The organism is Marinoscillum pacificum, assembly GCF_024714495.1.
Classification (GTDB): domain Bacteria; phylum Bacteroidota; class Bacteroidia; order Cytophagales; family Cyclobacteriaceae; genus Marinoscillum; species Marinoscillum pacificum.
Map to the genome: position 1 here is coordinate 153,702 of NZ_JAMZMJ010000008.1, position 19,315 is coordinate 173,016.

At 39.6% G+C, this 19,315-nt stretch carries 9 protein-coding genes; 2 read left to right on the plus strand and 7 right to left on the minus strand.

Annotated features, from left to right (window positions below):
• The first annotated feature begins 200 nt into the window (after positions 1–200).
• Positions 201–1,898 carry a methyl-accepting chemotaxis protein gene (locus tag NXS00_RS17990; protein WP_258100647.1) on the plus strand — a complete coding sequence of 566 codons (1,698 nt, stop codon included), beginning with the start codon at positions 201–203 and terminating at the stop codon, positions 1,896–1,898.
• Positions 1,899–1,940: 42 nt separating this feature from the next.
• On the opposite strand, the gene mgrA is transcribed toward NXS00_RS17990, so the two are convergent.
• From mgrA to NXS00_RS18025, 7 genes are all read right to left on the minus strand, one after another.
• Positions 1,941–2,957: an L-glyceraldehyde 3-phosphate reductase gene (mgrA, locus tag NXS00_RS17995; protein WP_258100648.1), complete on the minus strand. Its 1,017-nt coding sequence runs from the start codon at positions 2,955–2,957 to the stop codon at positions 1,941–1,943.
• The gene (locus tag NXS00_RS18000; RefSeq protein WP_258100649.1) at positions 2,957–6,217 is read right to left on the minus strand and encodes a VCBS repeat-containing protein; all 3,261 of its coding nucleotides are present in this window, start codon (positions 6,215–6,217) and stop codon (positions 2,957–2,959) included. Before NXS00_RS18000 ends, mgrA begins: the two co-directional genes overlap by 1 nt.
• Positions 6,214–9,486 carry a CRTAC1 family protein gene (locus tag NXS00_RS18005; RefSeq protein WP_258100650.1) on the minus strand — a complete coding sequence of 1,091 codons (3,273 nt, stop codon included), beginning with the start codon at positions 9,484–9,486 and terminating at the stop codon, positions 6,214–6,216. Before NXS00_RS18005 ends, NXS00_RS18000 begins: the two co-directional genes overlap by 4 nt.
• Positions 9,487–9,489: 3 nt before the next feature.
• Positions 9,490–10,071 carry a hypothetical protein gene (locus NXS00_RS18010; protein WP_258100651.1) on the minus strand — a complete coding sequence of 194 codons (582 nt, stop codon included), beginning with the start codon at positions 10,069–10,071 and terminating at the stop codon, positions 9,490–9,492.
• Positions 10,058–13,330 carry a VCBS repeat-containing protein gene (locus NXS00_RS18015; RefSeq protein WP_258100652.1) on the minus strand — a complete coding sequence of 1,091 codons (3,273 nt, stop codon included), beginning with the start codon at positions 13,328–13,330 and terminating at the stop codon, positions 10,058–10,060. Before NXS00_RS18015 ends, NXS00_RS18010 begins: the two co-directional genes overlap by 14 nt.
• A gap of 111 nt (positions 13,331–13,441) precedes the next feature.
• Positions 13,442–15,013 carry a RagB/SusD family nutrient uptake outer membrane protein gene (locus NXS00_RS18020; RefSeq protein ID WP_258100653.1) on the minus strand — a complete coding sequence of 524 codons (1,572 nt, stop codon included), beginning with the start codon at positions 15,011–15,013 and terminating at the stop codon, positions 13,442–13,444.
• Between the two features lie 17 nt (positions 15,014–15,030).
• Positions 15,031–17,967: a SusC/RagA family TonB-linked outer membrane protein gene (locus tag NXS00_RS18025; protein WP_258100654.1), complete on the minus strand. Its 2,937-nt coding sequence runs from the start codon at positions 17,965–17,967 to the stop codon at positions 15,031–15,033.
• 306 nt (positions 17,968–18,273) lie between these two features.
• Between NXS00_RS18025 and NXS00_RS18030 the strand changes: the two genes are divergently transcribed.
• Positions 18,274–19,293: a LacI family DNA-binding transcriptional regulator gene (locus tag NXS00_RS18030; protein WP_258100655.1), complete on the plus strand. Its 1,020-nt coding sequence runs from the start codon at positions 18,274–18,276 to the stop codon at positions 19,291–19,293.
• Positions 19,294–19,315 lie beyond the last annotated feature (22 nt).

Genomic DNA, 19,315 nt, shown 5'->3' on the forward strand with positions numbered 1-19,315 from the left:
TTTATTTTACTCTGTGTTAGATACTTACATGAAATTTAGGTTATTAAGCTAAAAAACATTTTATCATACACAACGCATTTATCTTGTAATATTGAAATTTCCTCTCCTATTTTGGCACTGAATCCAGGGTTCACATGTGATGAATTTCACTACCCCAAGTGGCACCCAGTAATTTTCACAATTCTTTAAATTGATTGGTCTTGAAAAGAAATTTCATTCAGTTGTCTTCATTGAACATCAGAAGCACCGTCCTGACGTTGCTAATTATAACAGTAATTTTGACGCTTCTATTACTGTCCTTGCAATATATAGCCAACAGTGGGTCATATACTAAAATAATTGCAACATTATTCGCAATAATTCAAATAGCCTCGCTTGCAGGACTTGGTTACACAATACACTATCGGAACTTTAATAAGCTAGAACAAATAGAAAAACTCACACAGCAAATGGTGAAGGGGCATTCTTCTGACTCGTACAATTTTAATCTAGATCTCATTCTTGACAACCTAAATCAGCTTCAAGAAAGAACCGAGAAAACCACTAGGTTTTTACGAGATGTTAGGCAAGGTGATTTTTTCACCAACTTCACTGCCGATGGAGAAGGTGACCTGTTAGGTCAAGAGGCAAATGATTTACGAAGAAATATAACAGATTTCATTACAGAGCAAAGAATCATTTTAGACGAGGCGGGTAAAGATGGAGATCTGGAAAGACGTGCTGAAACCTCTGGCAAATCAGGCGCCTGGCTTTATTTATCAGAGTCATTAAATGAACTTCTGGAAGCTATTTCCAAGCCTATAAGTGAAGTAATCCAAATTGTTCAGGCAATGTCTGATGGCGATTTAACTAAACGCTACAATGATGAGGCTGCAGGGGACTTTTACGAATTGGTTCTTGGCCTGAATCTATCTTTAGACAACTTATCTGCTCTGGTTAATTCTATCACCCAATATTCTGAAAGTATAGAAGAACAAATGATTGTGATGAAAGTAAGTGGTCAGGAAATGGAAACCAGCACTAAAGAAATTGCTACAAGCATTGGGGAGATGAGTCATGGCGCTCAAACTCAGGTACAAAAAGTAGATGAATCTTCAAACTTAATCGAATTGATCCTCACCAGCTCAGGAAATATGAGTGACAAGTCGCATTCCATCAATGAAGCAGCCAATAAAAGTGTAGACAACTGTATCAAAGGCACAAACATCATCAATGATGTCGTATTCAAAATATCTGAGATCAACAGCATGTCCAGTGAGACCATTCAGTCAATGAACATACTTTCTCAACGCTCAGCCGAAATCTCCAGAGTACTGGGAATGATAACCGAAATCTCCGCACAAACCAATCTTTTAGCACTGAATGCCGCCATTGAAGCAGCTAACGCTGGCGAGTATGGAAGAGGATTCTCTGTAGTAGCGGAGGAAATCAGAAAGCTAGCAGAAGACTCAAAGCGATCCGCGAATGAAATTCAACTACTTGTAGATAGTGTTCAAAAAGACACACAACAAGCTGTATCCATAACCGAGCGCATGAATGAAAACATTAGTTTCAGCGTATCTGCTTCAAAAGAAGCTTCTCAAGTATTTGAAGAAATGGCTGTGGCATCTAACCAAACTCTTGAACAATCAAAGAGCATATTGGACGCTGCAAAATCACAAAATGATTACGTTTCGCAGATGGTTGGTATTACAGAATCTATAGTAGTGGTGGCCGAAGAGACCGCCGCTGGAACGGAACAAATAGCAAGTTCAGCGACTGAATTGTCTGCAGGAATGGAGAATTACATGAAGATGGCTGCTACTTTAACCAACATAGCAGAAGGCTTATCTAATGCTGTTGAGAAATTCAAACTAGACAAACAAAGCGAAAAGCCCATACTAGAAGAAATAGTCTAATAAATCAAAACCCCGGCCTTTTCAGGCTGGGGTTTTATAATCTCAGGACTCTAAGATTGTTTTGATCTTGGCGATTTCATCTACAGAGAAATCCAGAGTGTCCAATGCTTTTACGTTTGACACTAATTGCTCAGCACTACTAACCCCTACTAAAACAGAAGTTACTCGCTTATCTTTCAACAACCAGGCAATGGCCATATCGCTCAGTGTCTGACCTCTTCCCTGAGCGATTTCATGCAAAGCTTTGATCTTCGGTAAGTTTTTCTCAACGGTATCTTTCTGCAAATAAGTCATCGACTTAGCTGCTCTACTACCTTCAGGAATTCCATTGATGTATTTATTGGACAGCATTCCTTGCTCTAAAGGACTGAATGCGATACATCCTACTCCATTGTCTCCAAGTACATCCAGCAATCCATCTTCTACCCAACGATCCAGCATAGAATATCTAGCCTGATGAATCAAGCAAGGAGTTCCCAAATCATTTAGGATCTCAATCGCTTTTTTGGCCAATTCTGCTGGATAATTGGAAATCCCAACATAAAGTGCACGCCCTGATCTCACAATGAAATCAAGTGCGGACATGGTTTCCTCCAATGGAGTATCTGGATCCGGTCTGTGATGATAGAATAAATCTACATAGTCCAGATTCATGCGCTTCAAGCTCTGATCCAAACTGGATACTAAATATTTTCTGGAACCGAGATTGCCATAAGGACCGGGCCACATGTCATATCCTGCTTTAGAAGAGATAAACAACTCATCTCTAAGCGGCTCAAAATCTTGCTTGAAGAGTCTTCCAAAGTTCGTTTCTGCTGCGCCATATGGAGGTCCGTAGTTATTTGCTAAATCAAAGTGAACAATCCCATTATCAAAGGCCGTTCGTAGTATCTCCTGACCTTTCAACAGATCATCCGCATGACCAAAGTTATGCCATAGACCAAGTGACAACATCGGCAATTGGATACCACTTTTACCACATCGTTTGTATTTCATCTGAGCGTATCGCTCATCATTGGCATAATATGCCTTATATCCTGATTTATCGTTGATTTGCATCAATCTTGTTTTTTAATGTATTGGTAAATTTCTAATGACCCATTGTTTACTCCAAACAATAGGTATTGATTTCCATCAATGGTGATTTGTTCTATATCTCGAACATCTCCCTGGATTTGGAAGCCTGACTTAGATTGAGCTTCCACGTCAAAAGTACCATCTCCTTTTCCCAGAAGAAGCAATCCATGGTTTCCGTCACTGGATCCGAAATACGTATTTGCCCAGGAGCGATTTCCTGCCACAATTAAATCTGGTATTTGATCTTGATTTACATCAACTGGCTGAATAGCGTATATCGGAGAAACCTGCGCCATCAATGGCAACTCAATTCTCTTGAAATTGAAATTTCCTTCATTAATAAGAACCACTGAAGCAAAATCATTCGCCTGATACTTCAATCCCTTAGCAATGGATTCTTTATTCAACACTTCCGTAACCGTCTTGCCTGAAAAGTCGCGATAGTTTGTAAAAGACTTTTTGATCATTGGCATTTGCTTCGCCAACTCATCTCGATTCGCAACCGGGTATTCACTGCTATCTTTGGTGTACGTAATGATTTGATCCAGATAGCCATTTCCATCAAAATCGTTCACATACATTTTGACCGGGTCAGATACACTTGGCTTTAGCTTATTGTTAAATCCTTCGTTACCCAACACAAAGTCCATATCTCCATCACCATCCAAATCCACAGACTCTATACAATTCCACCATCCATTGGAAGATTCTAGAGCAGCTATCTCCTTAGGAGCCAATTGTCCTCCTTGATTCATAAATACTCTTATAGGCATCCATTCACCTATCGCAATAAGGTCTTCATACCCATCACCATCCAGATCCTCCCAAACCGCATCGGTTACCATACCCATATAGCGAAGAGATCTATTATCCTTCACAGAAAACTGACCAGAGCCATTGTTCTCTAATAAATAACTTGACGGAATCAATCCGTACCTTGAAGACATCACCCTGCCTCCGATAAATAAGTCTAAATCACCATCATTATCAAAATCGGCTGGTTTAGCAACAGAACTATGGGAGTTCAAATATGGAATCGCATTGTTTGCTTGCACATAGTTTCCAGACTCATTGAGGTACAGTAAGTCCGCAATCCAGGGACTGTTATCTGGGTATTCATTTCCACCGGTTATGATCAGCAAATCATCATCTCCATCTCCATCCGCATCAAAGAAGACATTATTCGTTTCTTCGTAAAGTACTTCAGCTAATGATTGTGATTTCTTCCTCGAAAATAAGGTACCCGGTTGACCTGAAGGTCCACCTATGTAAACATCACCTGATTTGCTCAAAGCAATCTTTGGCCCCTCACGAGAAACCACATGCGGTATCAGAGACTGATGATTGAAATCAACGAAAGTGTTTTCTTGATGTTCAAAGGATATATCAAAGCCATCAACCTTAGCAAAATAAGGAGAGACAACCTCAATACTTTCAGAAGAGCGCTCTACAGCATTCGTATAATCAAAAACAATTTTTGTACCTGATTTCACATTCTGTAATCCTTCAACATTGCCATCCGGCCAGAGCACGGTAATAGAGTCTGCCGCAATAGCATCCCCCAACCCAAACAGTGAATGATACGAACCTGAAGATTGAAATCCTCGAACAGGATACATCTCCTTTACTTGAACACTACCTTTAGAATATACATTGATCCTTGCTCCAATACCGAAAGGATTATCTGTAGAGCCTTTCAAATCAACGGAAATCACATTTCCCTTTTGCTGCAATGTATTCTCATAGACAAAAGCCTGATCGTTGATATTGTTAACTACCAAATCTAAGTCTCCATCAAGGTCTAGGTCAGCGTAAATTCCGGCCGTAGAATAGGCAGGAATATCCGGAAGCCAATTAGGCGTCTCATCCTCAAAACCAGCTGCTGCTTCATTTCTAAACACCCTATTAACAACTTTGCCGCCCGGCATCTGATCGATTAAGGCTTGATCATTGACTTTGCTATTGTTGGATAGGTTTCCTGCTGTTATGTTATTGCCGGACATGAAAGACACATAATCCAAATCATTTGGTCGTTTGACAATACCATTGGTAATAAAAATGTCATTGAATCCATCCAGGTCATAATCTGCAATCAATGGGGACCAGCTCCAATCTGTGGCAGCTACGCCATACATTAAGGCAACATCCGAGAACGTTCCATCACCATTGTTTAATTGCAGAGAGTTTCTGGCGAACTGAGGTTCATATCCAAACTCCAACTTTAACTTATAGATCTCAAAAGCATCTTCACCTGCAGAGTTTTTCAACACTTCTTCATCATCTGGAAGCATATCCAGGGTCATGATTTCCGGATATCCATCCTGATTGATGTCTGCAATGTCATTTCCCATTGAGAAGCGACTGGTATGACCTACCATTTGACCAATTGACTCGGTGAAAGTCCCATCCTGGTTATTGATATAGAGATAATCGTTTTCATGAAAGTCATTGGACACATAGATGTCTGGCCATCCATCCCTATTGATATCGGAAACGGCCAATCCTAACCCATAACCAACCTGTGAATTGTAGATTCCGGCAGAAGAAGTTGCATCTGTAAAAACGCCATCATCATTGCGATAGATTCTATCACCAGCCAGTTCATCTGAGTCCTTCCTTAAAGATGCCTTTCCATAACTTCTGGACGTATGAACTGAATGATTCAAGAGATACATATCTAAATCACCATCCAGGTCGTAATCGAAAAATGCTGCCTGAGTGGAGAATCCGGAAAAATCCAGGCCATAATCTGCTGCCTTTTCTGTGAAAGTGTTATCTCCGTTATTGATATATAATTCATTCTTTCCCTTTACATCTCGATAAGCTCCAACTCTACACAGATAGATATCGAGAAATCCGTCGGCATTGACATCCGCCATGGTAACACCTGTCTTCCATGAACCTTCCGAAGCAACTCCTGCCGTTTCAGTAATATCCTCAAAAGTCATATTGCCTTTGTTGAGGTAAAGCTTGTTGACACCCATATTGGCGGAAAAGTACAAGTCTTCCAGGCCATCATTATTGATATCACCTACCCCTAAACCACCTCCATTGTAGAAATAGAGGTAATCAATGATATTGAAATTATCCGAGTACTCCAGATCATTCGAAAAAGTAATGTTGGACTGATTACTCTCTACCAGCTGGAACAACGTATTCTTAGCAGGCTTTTGTTTTTCTGCTCCACAAGAAACCAGTAGCCAAATCGCAACAAGTATGTAGCTGTGTTTTAAAACCCTCACTGAACTTTGAATTTGACTAATGTCTCGCTGTTTCTCGAAATGATGATTTCTTCTCCATTGACAATGATGTCACGAATCTCTCCATCTACTCTGAATCCACGCCCATCTTTGATCACCACAAAGTTTCCTTTACCATCATTCTCCAAATAAACACCGTAACTCGCGTCATATCGGCCAACTTCTGGTTTAGCACCATACAGGTTTCCTCCCATAATGATATCCTGATCTCCATCTTGATCAAAGTCTCCTGTTTTTATCGCAAACATTGGAGAAAGTTGAGTTTCAACAGGAAGTGCAGACGGCTTGAACTTAAATCCTCCTTCATTGATTAAGAGCATCGTTTCCAGAGTATTTACTTCAAGCACTTTGGATGAAGCCAACTCCTCAGGAGTGAAAATATCCTGAACAGGGGCATTTTTATAGGACTCATAATCTGGGAATCGCTTCTTAAAACTCTTAATCTGATCAATTAAGTTGTGTCTCAAGGCATAAGGATACTCTCGTCCATCTTCTGCGAAACCAGTAATAATTGGATCAATGAATCCATTGTTGTCAAAATCATTGATATATAACCTAATTGGCTCATCAACTGTTGCTCTAAATCGGCTATTCAAACCATGATTTCCAACAATTAAATCCAAATCGCCATCACCATCGACATCAGCTGAAGTGATAGATCTCCACCAACCCGTAAGGTTATTCAATGAACCAGAAACGTTGGTAAATGTGCCATTATCATTTTTGAACAAGTTCACTCCCATAAACTCGCCAACTGCTACAAGATCCAAATCACTATCACCATCAATATCAATTAGCTGACTTGCAGTGATCATTCCAATATTCTCGAAATCCTTAACCGGTGCATTGGTAAACTTACCTGAACCATCATTTACAAGAAGGTAGCCATTACCTGCCACACCATAGTTGAGCAATTTCATTCGCTCTCCAACGAACAGATCGATATCACCATCACCATCTACGTCTCCAGCAGAAACAGTCGATGAACTAACATATCCAGCGGTGCTAGGCAAGAATTGATCACTCAACACAAAGTTCCCTTTGCCATCATTGACATAATAGCGATCCTTTAGCGCAGAAGATGATTGTGAAAACTCCGTACCACCACTACACACATACAAATCCATATCTCCGTCATTGTCTCCATCAAAGAATACGCTCTCAGCATCCTCAGAAATCTTATCCTTATCAAATGATGTCTGCTGGCTAGCGACATAATCACTTCCTTTAGACATTAGCAAAGTACCTGCTATATCTTTTGCCCCACCGATGTAGTAATCCAGTTTTCCATCGCCATTGATATCTGCACTAGCCATCTTAGGCCCTTCAGTACTGTTCATGTGGTACAACAATCGATCTCTATCAAAATCAATAAAGGCATTTTCCTGATGTTTAAATTCTGGAGCTTCGGCAGCAACGAACAAAGCATCGTTTACTTTTGCATCTTCAATTGACTCTAATATTTCAAGCTTATTTTGATCCAACTCCATTATCTGATTAACCTTCACATCCTTTAACACAGAATATTTTCCTTGTGGCCAGAAAACGGTCACATTGATATTTGCATCAGATGGCAATCCAATATTTGGTCTTGGATCTACACTTGATTGGAAGCCTCGAATAGGTTGCTGCTCCACATAGTAAGTCGCTCCTTGCTGTTCTACTCTAATTTTGGCCCCAATAGCATTTGTGTTCTTGCCTTGCCCTTTTACCACAAATTTGATGAAGTGGTTACTAGTCATGGTGTCTGCATGATTTTCAAACACCCAGGTAGGCATATTGACATTATTCACAATGAGATCAAGGTCGCCATCATTATCCAAGTCTCCATACGCAGAACCATTGGAGAAACTTGGCTCACCAAGACCAAAGTCGTCAGATACCAATTGAAATCTCAGGCCACCCAGGTTTTTATAGGTGTGATTAGGAATCGGATTAGATGGGATTAAATCAATTAATTTGGCGTAATCCACTTTGTTGTTGGTTACAATACTTTTCAGCACTTCTTCATTCGAAATGTACTGTAGATAATCCTGGTTTGTTAAGTCCTGATAGATCCCGTTAGCAATGAATAAATCACGCAAACCATCATTATCCATATCAAAGAACAATGCTCCCCAGCTCCAGTCAGAAGCTTCAACTCCAGCCAATCTTCCAATTTCACTAAATGAGCTATCACCATTATTCAATTGGAAAGTATTTCTTGTAAACTGATGATAGTAACCATTCGTAAGATTGTATTGATAACGATCCCAGTTTTCAAATGTGGTTACAGATTTGAGTCGCTGGTTATCTGATGGGAGCATCTCGGTTACGAACAGGTCATTGTAACCATCATTGTTGATATCAGCCAAATCAGCACCCATGGATGCGCCACTGATTGACTTCATTTGGCTAGTCAGATCCTCAGCAAACGTTCCATCACCTTGATTGATGTATAAGTAGTCACGCTCGAAAAAATCATTGGACACGTAAATATCATCCCAGGTATCTCCATTCACATCTCCGATAGTTACCCCTAATCCGAATCCTATGATACTTCCATAAACTCCGGCTTCAGCACTTACATCTTTGAAGATTCCATTGTCATTACGCATTAACTTATCTCCGCCAAGCGAATCACGCTTAGGTCGTTCATTTCTACGAAGGTTAAATGAACCGATGGCTTGATAAGAATTGTTCAACATGTAAGCATCCAGATCGCCATCCTTATCATAATCAAAGAACGAAGCATGCGTAGAAAAACCTCTATCGGCCAAACCATATTGCTCCGCTGACTCAGTGAAGGTTAAGTCTCCATTATTAATGAACAGTTCATTTTGCTTATTATCTCCAGCTATATCGCCGGAGTTACAGACATAAATATCTAACCAACCATCACCATTCACATCAGCCATAGTAACTCCTGTCGACCATGCCTTATCACCAGAGATTCCTGCACTTTCTGAAATGTCTTTGAAATGAAGTCCACCTTCATTCAAATAAAGCTTATTGGGACCAAGGTTGGAAGTGAGATAAACATCTACTAATCCATCATTATTAATATCACCGATAGATACTCCTCCACCGTTGTAGTAATTCCGATAGGTGTACACATTGAAATCAGCATCATAGTGCAGCTTATTTTCGAAATTAATACCTGTACTTTCACTGGATAGCTTTGTAAAAAGTGTTGCAGGCTTTGTCTCTTTCTTTTCACAAGAAAAAATAACAACAACCCCACAAGCAATAGCTAGTATATTCTTAAACATATCTTATTGTTTCTTATAGTCTGGATGATTCAAATCCTTAATATATCCTTGAATGTATTGGTCGTCAATTTTAGAAAGGTTAATCAATCTGTTTCCATCCAATTTCACCAATGACTCCTGTTGTTCATTGGGTAGTTTCATTTGTACAAACTCATTCCCACCATACCATCTTTGCAAAGTATCCTGAAGAGCAATCATCAATGAGTCACTTGAAAACTTCTTATTCCATGGTGACCAGCCAGAATAAGTAAAAGTCAACTTCATGTATTTGATTTTTTGAGCTTTATCAAACTCAGGGAAAAACAACATATGAATTGGAGACTCTCCCAATTTATCATTCGGCATGATGTACAGGACATTTTGGTTTCTTGGCCCTTGAGCTATCAATCCTTTTTTATTCTTCTCCCAACCTGTTTTGAAAAATTCCTCGCGAGTATTCCCAAAATAAAACTCCAGAAATAGCGAGTCCTCAGTTACGCTGGACTTGAGCTCCCGGTCTACTAACTTTTCATAAGGCGTGCGATCATCGCACCCAACCACTATCCACAGTAGTAAACCTATTACCAGTAAATCACTGCTTTTCATACACTTCTACCTTTGAATTATTATTTGCTACAATTACCACTTTACGTCCTTCATACTCTTCGATAACAATACCTCTTACTTGATTGATAATGTTACTCAAATGCACTTTGGAACCAGTACTTTCATCATCCAAAACTAATAGTGGCAAGGCATCATACCTACCAAATTGCGGTTTAACCAAAAACTGATTACCACCTACAACTACTTCATTTAGATTATCGCCATCCAGATCTCCGGAGGCAAATGAATATATTGGTCCATATTGAAGGACTCCAGGAAGCTTTTTAATTCTGAATGACCCTCCTTCATTAATGAGGGTAACAGAAGATTTCATATATGCATCCAAAATAATAGAACTAGCCAATTGCTCCTGACTAAAGATGTCTTCCACCTTCATCGTGGCATAGTCTTTATAATACAACAGCTTTTTCTTTAATATCGGCAACTGACTAATCAGCTCGTTTTTATCAGCTACAGGATAATAGGAGCCATTTATTCTTTCACAGAATATATAATCATAGGTTCCATTTCCATCAAAATCATTGACATACAACCTGGTAGAATCCTGAAAGAAACTATTCAATCCGTGATTTCCTGCCAACACATCCAAATCACCATCTTGATCTATATCCTGAATTGCAAGCGCATGCCACCACCCTTTGGTTTGTCCCAAACCATAAGCATTGGTTTGCTCTTTAAAATCACTTCCAGAATTGATGAAGATTCTTAAGTTATCCCAATCAGTTGCGATGAGAATGTCATCCAACCCATCTCCATTTATATCTCCTACTTTAGAATCTGTAATCATCGACGACTTCATGATCTCAGGGATACGATCTTTGGTTACATCAGTAAAGTGACCTGTTCCATCATTTTCCATTAAGAATCCGCGAACCTGATCACCATATCTAAACGGATGAAATCTCTCAGTTACGAATAGATCTTGATCACCATCAGCATCAAAATCGATAACGCTCACACTACTACTACTGAAATATTCACCCAGAAAGTAGTCATTCATTTTTTCGAATAATCCTCCTTTGTTAAGGTAAATACGATCATTTAGTGCGCTGCTACTTTTCGAATAAGCCCGCCCACCGCTTGCTACATATAAATCAAGATCATTATCACCATCAATGTCTACAAAAACGGCATCTACATCTTCAGATATTGAATCGGCAGCAATTGCAGGAGAATCCATTTTCTTAAACACTCCACCTTTGTACTTATATAAAGCTCCAGGCTGGTTCTTAGCTCCCCCAACAAAAATTTCCATCACACCATCTCCGTCAATATCTCCTGAGGCAAGTGCTGGACCTTCATTATGAAGCATATGAGGTAAAAGTCGATCTCTATCGAAATCATTAAATTCATTTTCCTGATGAGCATAGTCAAGCTTGATAGCCGATTTAATGAAATAACCGTTTCGATTAGACTTGGATCGATCATAAGTATCAGTTGCGTCAGATTGCCTTACGGCGAGTAATTGATTGGACTGAACTTCTCTTAGAACATTTTGATTTCCATTCTCCCAGGTGATCACCAAAGAATCTATTTGAGTGATATCTCCAAGGCCAAAATGAATAATTGGCTCCACTGTACTTTGGAATCCCTTAAATGGAAAGTTTTCTGAAGAGAACACTTGATCACCTGAATAAGCCAATACCAGAGCACCAACTCCTTGTGTATTCTTTTCTTCCCCTTCTAACTTCAGGCGAAGATATTTATGCGTTAAAGGATCTGAATTGTTTTTGTAGACTAAAGCAGGCATGTTGACATTGTTAATGACTAAATCCAAATCTCCATCATTGTCCAAATCTCCATATGCACTTCCATTACTGAAAGTAGGCAACCCAAGCCCCCATTCTTCACTTACATTATCAAACTCAAAATCACCCTTATTGGCAAACATCTGATTAGGCACAGCCTGTGAAGGCATTAAGTCAATCAATTCCTTGATGACATTTCCATCCTGCTTCAGCTGAGTTTTAATCTGCTGCTCGTTTGCTGTATAGGTCAGATAGTCCCTATCTAGTAGATCCTTATATATTCCATTCGCAACAAAAATATCTCTCAAACCGTCATTGTTCGCATCAAACATGAGCGCTCCCCAGCTCCAGTCTGTGGCAGAGACGTTGGAATATCTACCCACTTCAACGAACAGGCTGTCATTTATTTTTTGTTGCAATACGTTTCTCGGGAATTGATGGAAATAACCTTGTCTAACATTCAACTGGTACTTATCCCAGTTCTCGTAAACCGCCTTAGTTCTCTTACGCTCTACATTAGAAGGGAGCATTTCTGTCACAAATAAATCTGGCTCTGTATCATTGTTCAAATCCGCAGCATCAGCTCCCATTGAACCCATGGAAATACTGGTAAAATAGTCTTCTAAGCTTTCTTTGAATCGCTCACCCTTCTGATTGATATATAGATAATCCCGTTCAAAGAAGTCGTTGGATATAAACACATCGGTCCATCCATCTTTATTAAAATCACTCAAGGTGATACCTAATCCAAATCCGATGCTGCTGGCATAAATACCAGACTCTAGTGTAACATCAACAAACTTTACTCCATCATTTCTGAAAAGCTTATTACCACCGCCAGTTTCATCAGGTATTTCTCGTTGGTTTTTAATCAGATCAAAACCTCCAATAGATTTTAAGGAATTAGTTAAGACATAGCAGTCTAAATCTCCATCCTTGTCATAATCGAAGAATGCAGCGTGAGTAGACAGACCGGTTATGTTAAGACCGTATTCCTTTGATTTCTCGGAAAACGTCAAATCACCATTGTTAATGAACAATTCATTGTGTCTGTTATCCCCTTCTGGCTTGCCAGACTTACAAACATACAGATCCAGTAATCCATCACCATTGACGTCCACAAAAGTGGCTCCAGAGGACCACACATTTGGGCATTCAACACCCGCTCTGTGAGTGATATCTTCAAATGTCCAATCACCTTTATTCAGGAATAACTTGTTATCCACCATATTTCCTGTGAAATAGATATCCAACAACCCATCATTATTAATATCACCTAATGCAACTCCCCCTCCGTTAAAAAAACTGCGGTAGGTATAGGGATTGAAATCTTCTGTATAACTAAGGTTGTTTGCAAATGACACTCCAGCACTTGAAGCAACATCTTGAAATAGAAGATTCTTATCCTCGGTAGGATCACAAGAAGCCAATAGAACTAAAAAAATGATTGTATATACTTTTCGAAAAGTCGATACGCAAATGCTATTCACTTAATGCCTTTTATTTTTAAAGATCGTCACAAATGTGACAATCATCAATTGATCATAAAAAAAAAGGTTGCCGCACAACATGCAGCAACCTTTCATGAAGATTTTTATTAATTAATTATAACCTGGGTTCTGCTCAAGCTGAATACCAGCTGCAGAAGCATTGATTTGATCCAACGGAATCGGCATAATCGCACGGTAATCATTGTAATCAAACGCGTAGCTATCTTTTTCCCACCATTCGTTACCCCATCTTCTAAATCTGATCAAGTCAGTTCTTCTGATAGATTCCTGGAACATTTCACGACCTCTTTCTGCAAAGAAAGTATCTTCAGTCATAGTAGTGTATCCATCCAATCCTGCTCTGTCTCTGATCATGTTTACTAGAGAAATTGCCTCTGCGTTAGCCCAGTTACCATCTCTTCTACATAGAGCTTCTGCCTTCATCAACAATACATCACCATATCTTAGCAAAGTATAGTCATTATCCATATCGTTGATTTGACCCAGTTTGAAGGAGAACTTACCAAGTCTAGCACCTGCCTGTCTAGATCCGTTAGGAGCTAGCTCATTGATAGCTGGCGTATAGTTAATTGGAGCACCATCTGGATCAGCCTTATCGAATGCAACATCCAAAATTGGGTTACCGTTGATATCAGTTTGAGGACCCGCAATAAAGTTTGCGTCTTTTCTCATATCTGCATCGTCATAGGAGTTGTAGAACTCCTCCAAAGTAGAATAACCATTCCATGGCTGCTCTTGCAAATCATATGTCAACTGAGATGGATAGTGTAATGTCATTTGAGCAAGGTTCATTCCTCCACCTGTAGCTTCATCAAACGGAGCTACTAAGATGTGCTCAATGTTATCTACGTTATCTGGAGAGAATACTGCAGACACCATTCTTCCATCAGGACCTTCTTGATAAGTATAATCCAAATCATAGTTACCAGAATTGATCACCATGTCAGCTGCATCAATAGCATCTTGCCATCTTGCTGTACCTGTATACACTTCTGCATTCAAGTATAGACGCGCTAATAAAGCATATGCTGCACCTTGGCTAATACGACCATAGTCAGCTCTACCTTCTCCTAGATCATCTACAACTGCCAAAATTTCTGCTTCGATAAAGTTGAAAGCTTCAGTTCTTGTAGACTGAGGCACATCAACTCCAGCTGTTACAGTCAACTTAATGTTACCGAACATGTCCATCAACTTCCAGAAGTAGTATGCTCTAAGGACTCTTAGTTGAGCCACTGCATTATCAGACAAACCACCTTCACCAAGAAGGTTGTTACACTGTGCTACACCACCGTATATATCTCCCCAAGCTCCATTTAAACCCGGGTTAGTTGATCTAAAATCATGACGGTGCATGTTTAGCCAGATACCACCATCAAACCAGTCACCACCTTTTTGAGTGATAACAGCTTCATCAGTAGAGATTTCAGAAACTGAGAAATAAGATCCGTGCCATGCCACACCATTTCTGATGGTTGAAAATGCAGGTGTCAATCCATCATTTGGAATAGACCCATTTACATTGGTACTTGCACCAAACCCAGGATTGTTTACATCCTGTCGCTCTGTCAAGCTATCGTTCAAATCCTCCTCTAAGTCAGTACAAGCAAAGCCTGAAAACAAGAGGGCTATTAATAATGTATTTTTATTTAAATATTTCATTGTCTTACATTCTTTAATTAAAACCCAATATTTACACCGAATGTGAAGGTTCTAGCTGTGAAGTAATTGTATCTTCTATCAATACCTGGAGCCAAAACATTTTGGTTCGCAGGATCAAATCTTGCTCCGTTATCTAGAGCACCTCTATCTTGTAGTACTGGCTCTGGATCAATTCCAGAATAGTTAGTGATTACAAATGCATTTTGAATATTAGCATACAATCTGATTGATTTGAATGCACTTGAATTGCTCATATCAAAATTGTAACCTACAGTAACGTTATCCAATTTGAAGAAATCAGCTCTTTCTACATAAAGTGAGCTAAACTGAGATACTGTCAAACCATCTACCGCCTTATCAGACTTGATTCTATTGTAAGAGTTGATTGCTCCCGGATCGATTGGCTCATAGAATGCACGGTATGTGTTCACCAAACTGTGACCAAAAGCACCTCTGAAGAATGCGTTGAAATCCCAGTTTTTATAAGTTACCTGGTTAGTCCATCCAAGTTCTAATGCTGGAAGTCCGTTACCTAACACTTCAAAGTCTCCGTTTTCAGCCAATGCAGATCCCTGATCAGCAACGATTTCTCCGTCACCATTCAAGTCCTTCATTACCGGCGCTCCATTTTCGTCAACATAGTCATATACTGGACCCCAGATTTGACCAATGTCTTCACCTTCTGCAACTCTAATCATAAAAGTAGAGTTTTGACCAGGTGCACCCAGGTTACCAACTACTGTAGGTATGTCTACTATAAAGTCATCTAGAGTTGATTTGTATGAACTCGCTACCACACCAGTTGTCCAAGTCAGATCTGGAGTTGTTACAGCATCGTAATTCAATGAAATCTCAGCGCCATTGGTAGTCAATGAACCAATGTTATTCCAGTAAGGAGTAGTGTTTCCACCTCCTGAAGCCTCAGGAGTAAATAGTTGCAAGAAATCAGATACATTTCTTGTATACACATCAACTGATCCAGTCAACTTACTCATCAAACCGAAATCTACACCAAGGTTTATTTCCGTTTTCTCTTCCCATTTTAAGTCAGGGTTCGCATCTCTTGTTACAGAAAACGCTCCTCCTTCGTTAAATCCATAACCAACACCTTGTTTTGAATATCCAGAAGCTGGTGGCAATGATCCTGTCACACCATATCCTACTCTCAATTTCAAAATATCAACGCCTGTTAATGCAAGGTATTTATTCAAGTCAACACCTGCTCCTAATGCAGGAAAAATACCCCACTGGTTGTCAACTCCTAGTTTTGTAGAACCTTCACGTCTCACTGACGCATTCAAGAAAATAGCATCATCTATAGTAAAGTTAGCTCGTCCAAAGAATGCGATGATTTTTTCGTCAGGAGTAGCCCAGCTATCCACGTTCACATTAGACGCAAGTCCTAATACTCTGTTACCAGACAAATCTATACCGTAGTAGCCAAGATCATCTGTTGGGAAGTTACCCAACTCCAAAAGAAGACCTTCTCTGAAGTTTTCCTGATATGAATAACCAGCTGATACCGTCATATCTACACTAGAGAACTTTGCGGAGTAAGTACCATAACCTTCAACCAAAGAGAATCGACCATCTTCGGTATATCTTCGAGCCAAACCAGTTCTGTTTAGACCTCTGAAGAATGATGTACTTGGATAGAACTCACCATTCAATGTGTTGTCATACTGCTGACCATAGTTTACAGTGAATGACAAAGCATCTGTAATATTATACTCAGCCATGATATTGAAGTTCAACTCCTTCTTTTTACCATCATTGATGTTTTGCTCAAGAATAGCTTTCGGGTTGAAGTTATCAAACAAAACTGCCTGGAAGAACTCTCCATTATCGAATCTCACTGGAGCAGTTGGGTTATAAAGAGCAGCATATCTTAATGCTTCGTTAAATGAATAATTGCTCTTTCTGTTAGTCAATGACATGTTGAAATTGATTTTCAACTTATCGTTTAGCGCATAGTGGCTAATGTTAGCTCTTGCGTTGATTTGATCAAATCCTGACTTATCAAGAATACCATTGATATCTCTAAAGTTTGTAGACAATCTGAAAGTAGTGTTTTCTGCTCCACCGGAGATTGCAATGTTGTGTACATTGGAAACACCAGTTCTTGTAACTTCATCTTGCCAATCTGTTTGTGCGCCAAGATCGTTACCACCAGCAGCTAGGTATTCGCTTGCAGACATAACTGGCTGCTCATTTAAGATAGTAGCAGCAGCAACATAACCATTGTAGTTAGCTGTTACTCCGCCTCCTCTTTTACCTTTTTTAGTTGTTACAAGGATAACCCCTGATGAACCGCGAGAACCGTAGATCGCAGCAGCAGATCCATCCTTCAATACGTTAATCGACTCGATATCATTCGGGTCAACGTTCTGAAGCGATGCACCAATTACTCCATCGATTACAACTAATGGCTCTGTGTTAGCACCTACAGTAGAGATACCTCTCAAACGAATTGTTGACGTTGAGTTAGGATCACCACCTTTGTTGTAAACTGAAAGACCTGGTACTTTACCTTGTAATAATTGTGTAGGGTCGTTGATGTTACCTTTGTTGAATTCTTTTTCGTCCAATGCAACAACAGAAGATGTAATCTCTTTTTTCTGCTGAGATCCATATCCTACTACCACAACCTCTGCAAGCTCCTCAACATCCAAGTTAAGACCTACATTCACTACACTTCTGTTACCAACCTCTACTTCAGATGGTGAATAACCAACGAAAGTGAAGACTAGAACTGCGTCTGATCCCACCGAAATTTGGTACTTTCCATCAAAGTCTGTGATTGTTCCGTTTGTTGTTCCTTTGACAACAACGTTGGCTCCTGGGACAGATTCTCCTGTCTCAGCATCCGTTACTGTTCCTGTTATCGTCCGTTCCTGAGCCCATAGCGATGCACCCAGGATTAGCGATAATCCTAAGAGTAAATACTTCTTCATACTATTACAATTTGTTTCTAAACTTTACTATTAACTAAAGTTGCTAATGAAATACTACTTATTTCAAAGGCCAATAAAACTAAATTAACAGAATTTTAAAAAAGAATTACAATAAAAAGTACATGTTTTTAACAATTGCACAATTACAAACGTTTGCAACTGTAGGTATTTTTCTGATGTCATAATTTATGACTTTTCTAAGAAGCCTAAATGGCATTTTAATGCATTTTTCATACTCGATCGAATCTCAAAAAACTCCAACCTAAAAACACACCTCAAACCAGAGTTGACTATCTTGCCTTCAACATGAAAAAAGGACCTGTTACCATTAAAGACATTGCCCGAGAACTTAATGTGTCAGTATCCACTGTATCTAGGGCATTAGCGGACAACCCTCTAGTAAAACTCGAAACACGACTAGCAGTAAAAGAACTTGCTAAAAAACACAACTATCGACCACACTTTACCGCACTTAGCTTACGAAGCAACAAAACAAAAACCCTGGGAATCATTATCCCTCAGTTGGTACACGAGTTCTTCTCCATGGTCATTAGAGGAATAGAAGATCACGCCTACGCCAATGGGTACAATGTAATCATCAGCTCATCACATGAATCCTACGAACGGGAAGTGCTTGATACGAAAGCCTTAATCAACGGGCGCGTGGACGGCTTAATGGCCTGCATTTCCAAAGAAACCAAGGACTATGAGCATTTCAAGGAATTTGTAGACAGAAGCATCCCATTAGTATTTTTTGACTGTATCTGTGACGAAATAGAGGCTCCAAAAGTTGTATTGGATGATTTTGATGCTGGCTATCAAGCAACTAAACACCTTATCCAACAAGGATGCACCAGCATAGCCTATGTTGGAGGCCCGATCAACCTATTAATTAATAGAGACCGACTAGCCGGATACAACAAAGCATTAAGTGAAGCAAACCTCAATACTAAGGATGATTGGATTATTCACTGCGACTCTGGGGATTACGAAGAAGGCCGCCAAAAGAGTGAACCTTTGATTAACTCAAAAGAAATAGACGGCATATTTGCCGCAACAGACATGCTTGCAATAGGCGCAATGAAGAACGCAAAAAAAGCAGGACTTAAGCTACCTGATGATCTTCTTGTTGTCGGATTTAGTAATTGGTCTATAGGCACACTATATGAACCTTCGCTAAGCACCATGTCTCAACCTGGGTACGAAATGGGGCTTAAAGCTGCTGAACTCCTTATAAAACAAATTGACAACCCAGAGCAAACGATCACAGAAACCTTTGTACTTAAGAGTGAATTGATTGTTAGGGAGAGTTCAATGACGGATTAATAAATTAATGTTATCAACTAAT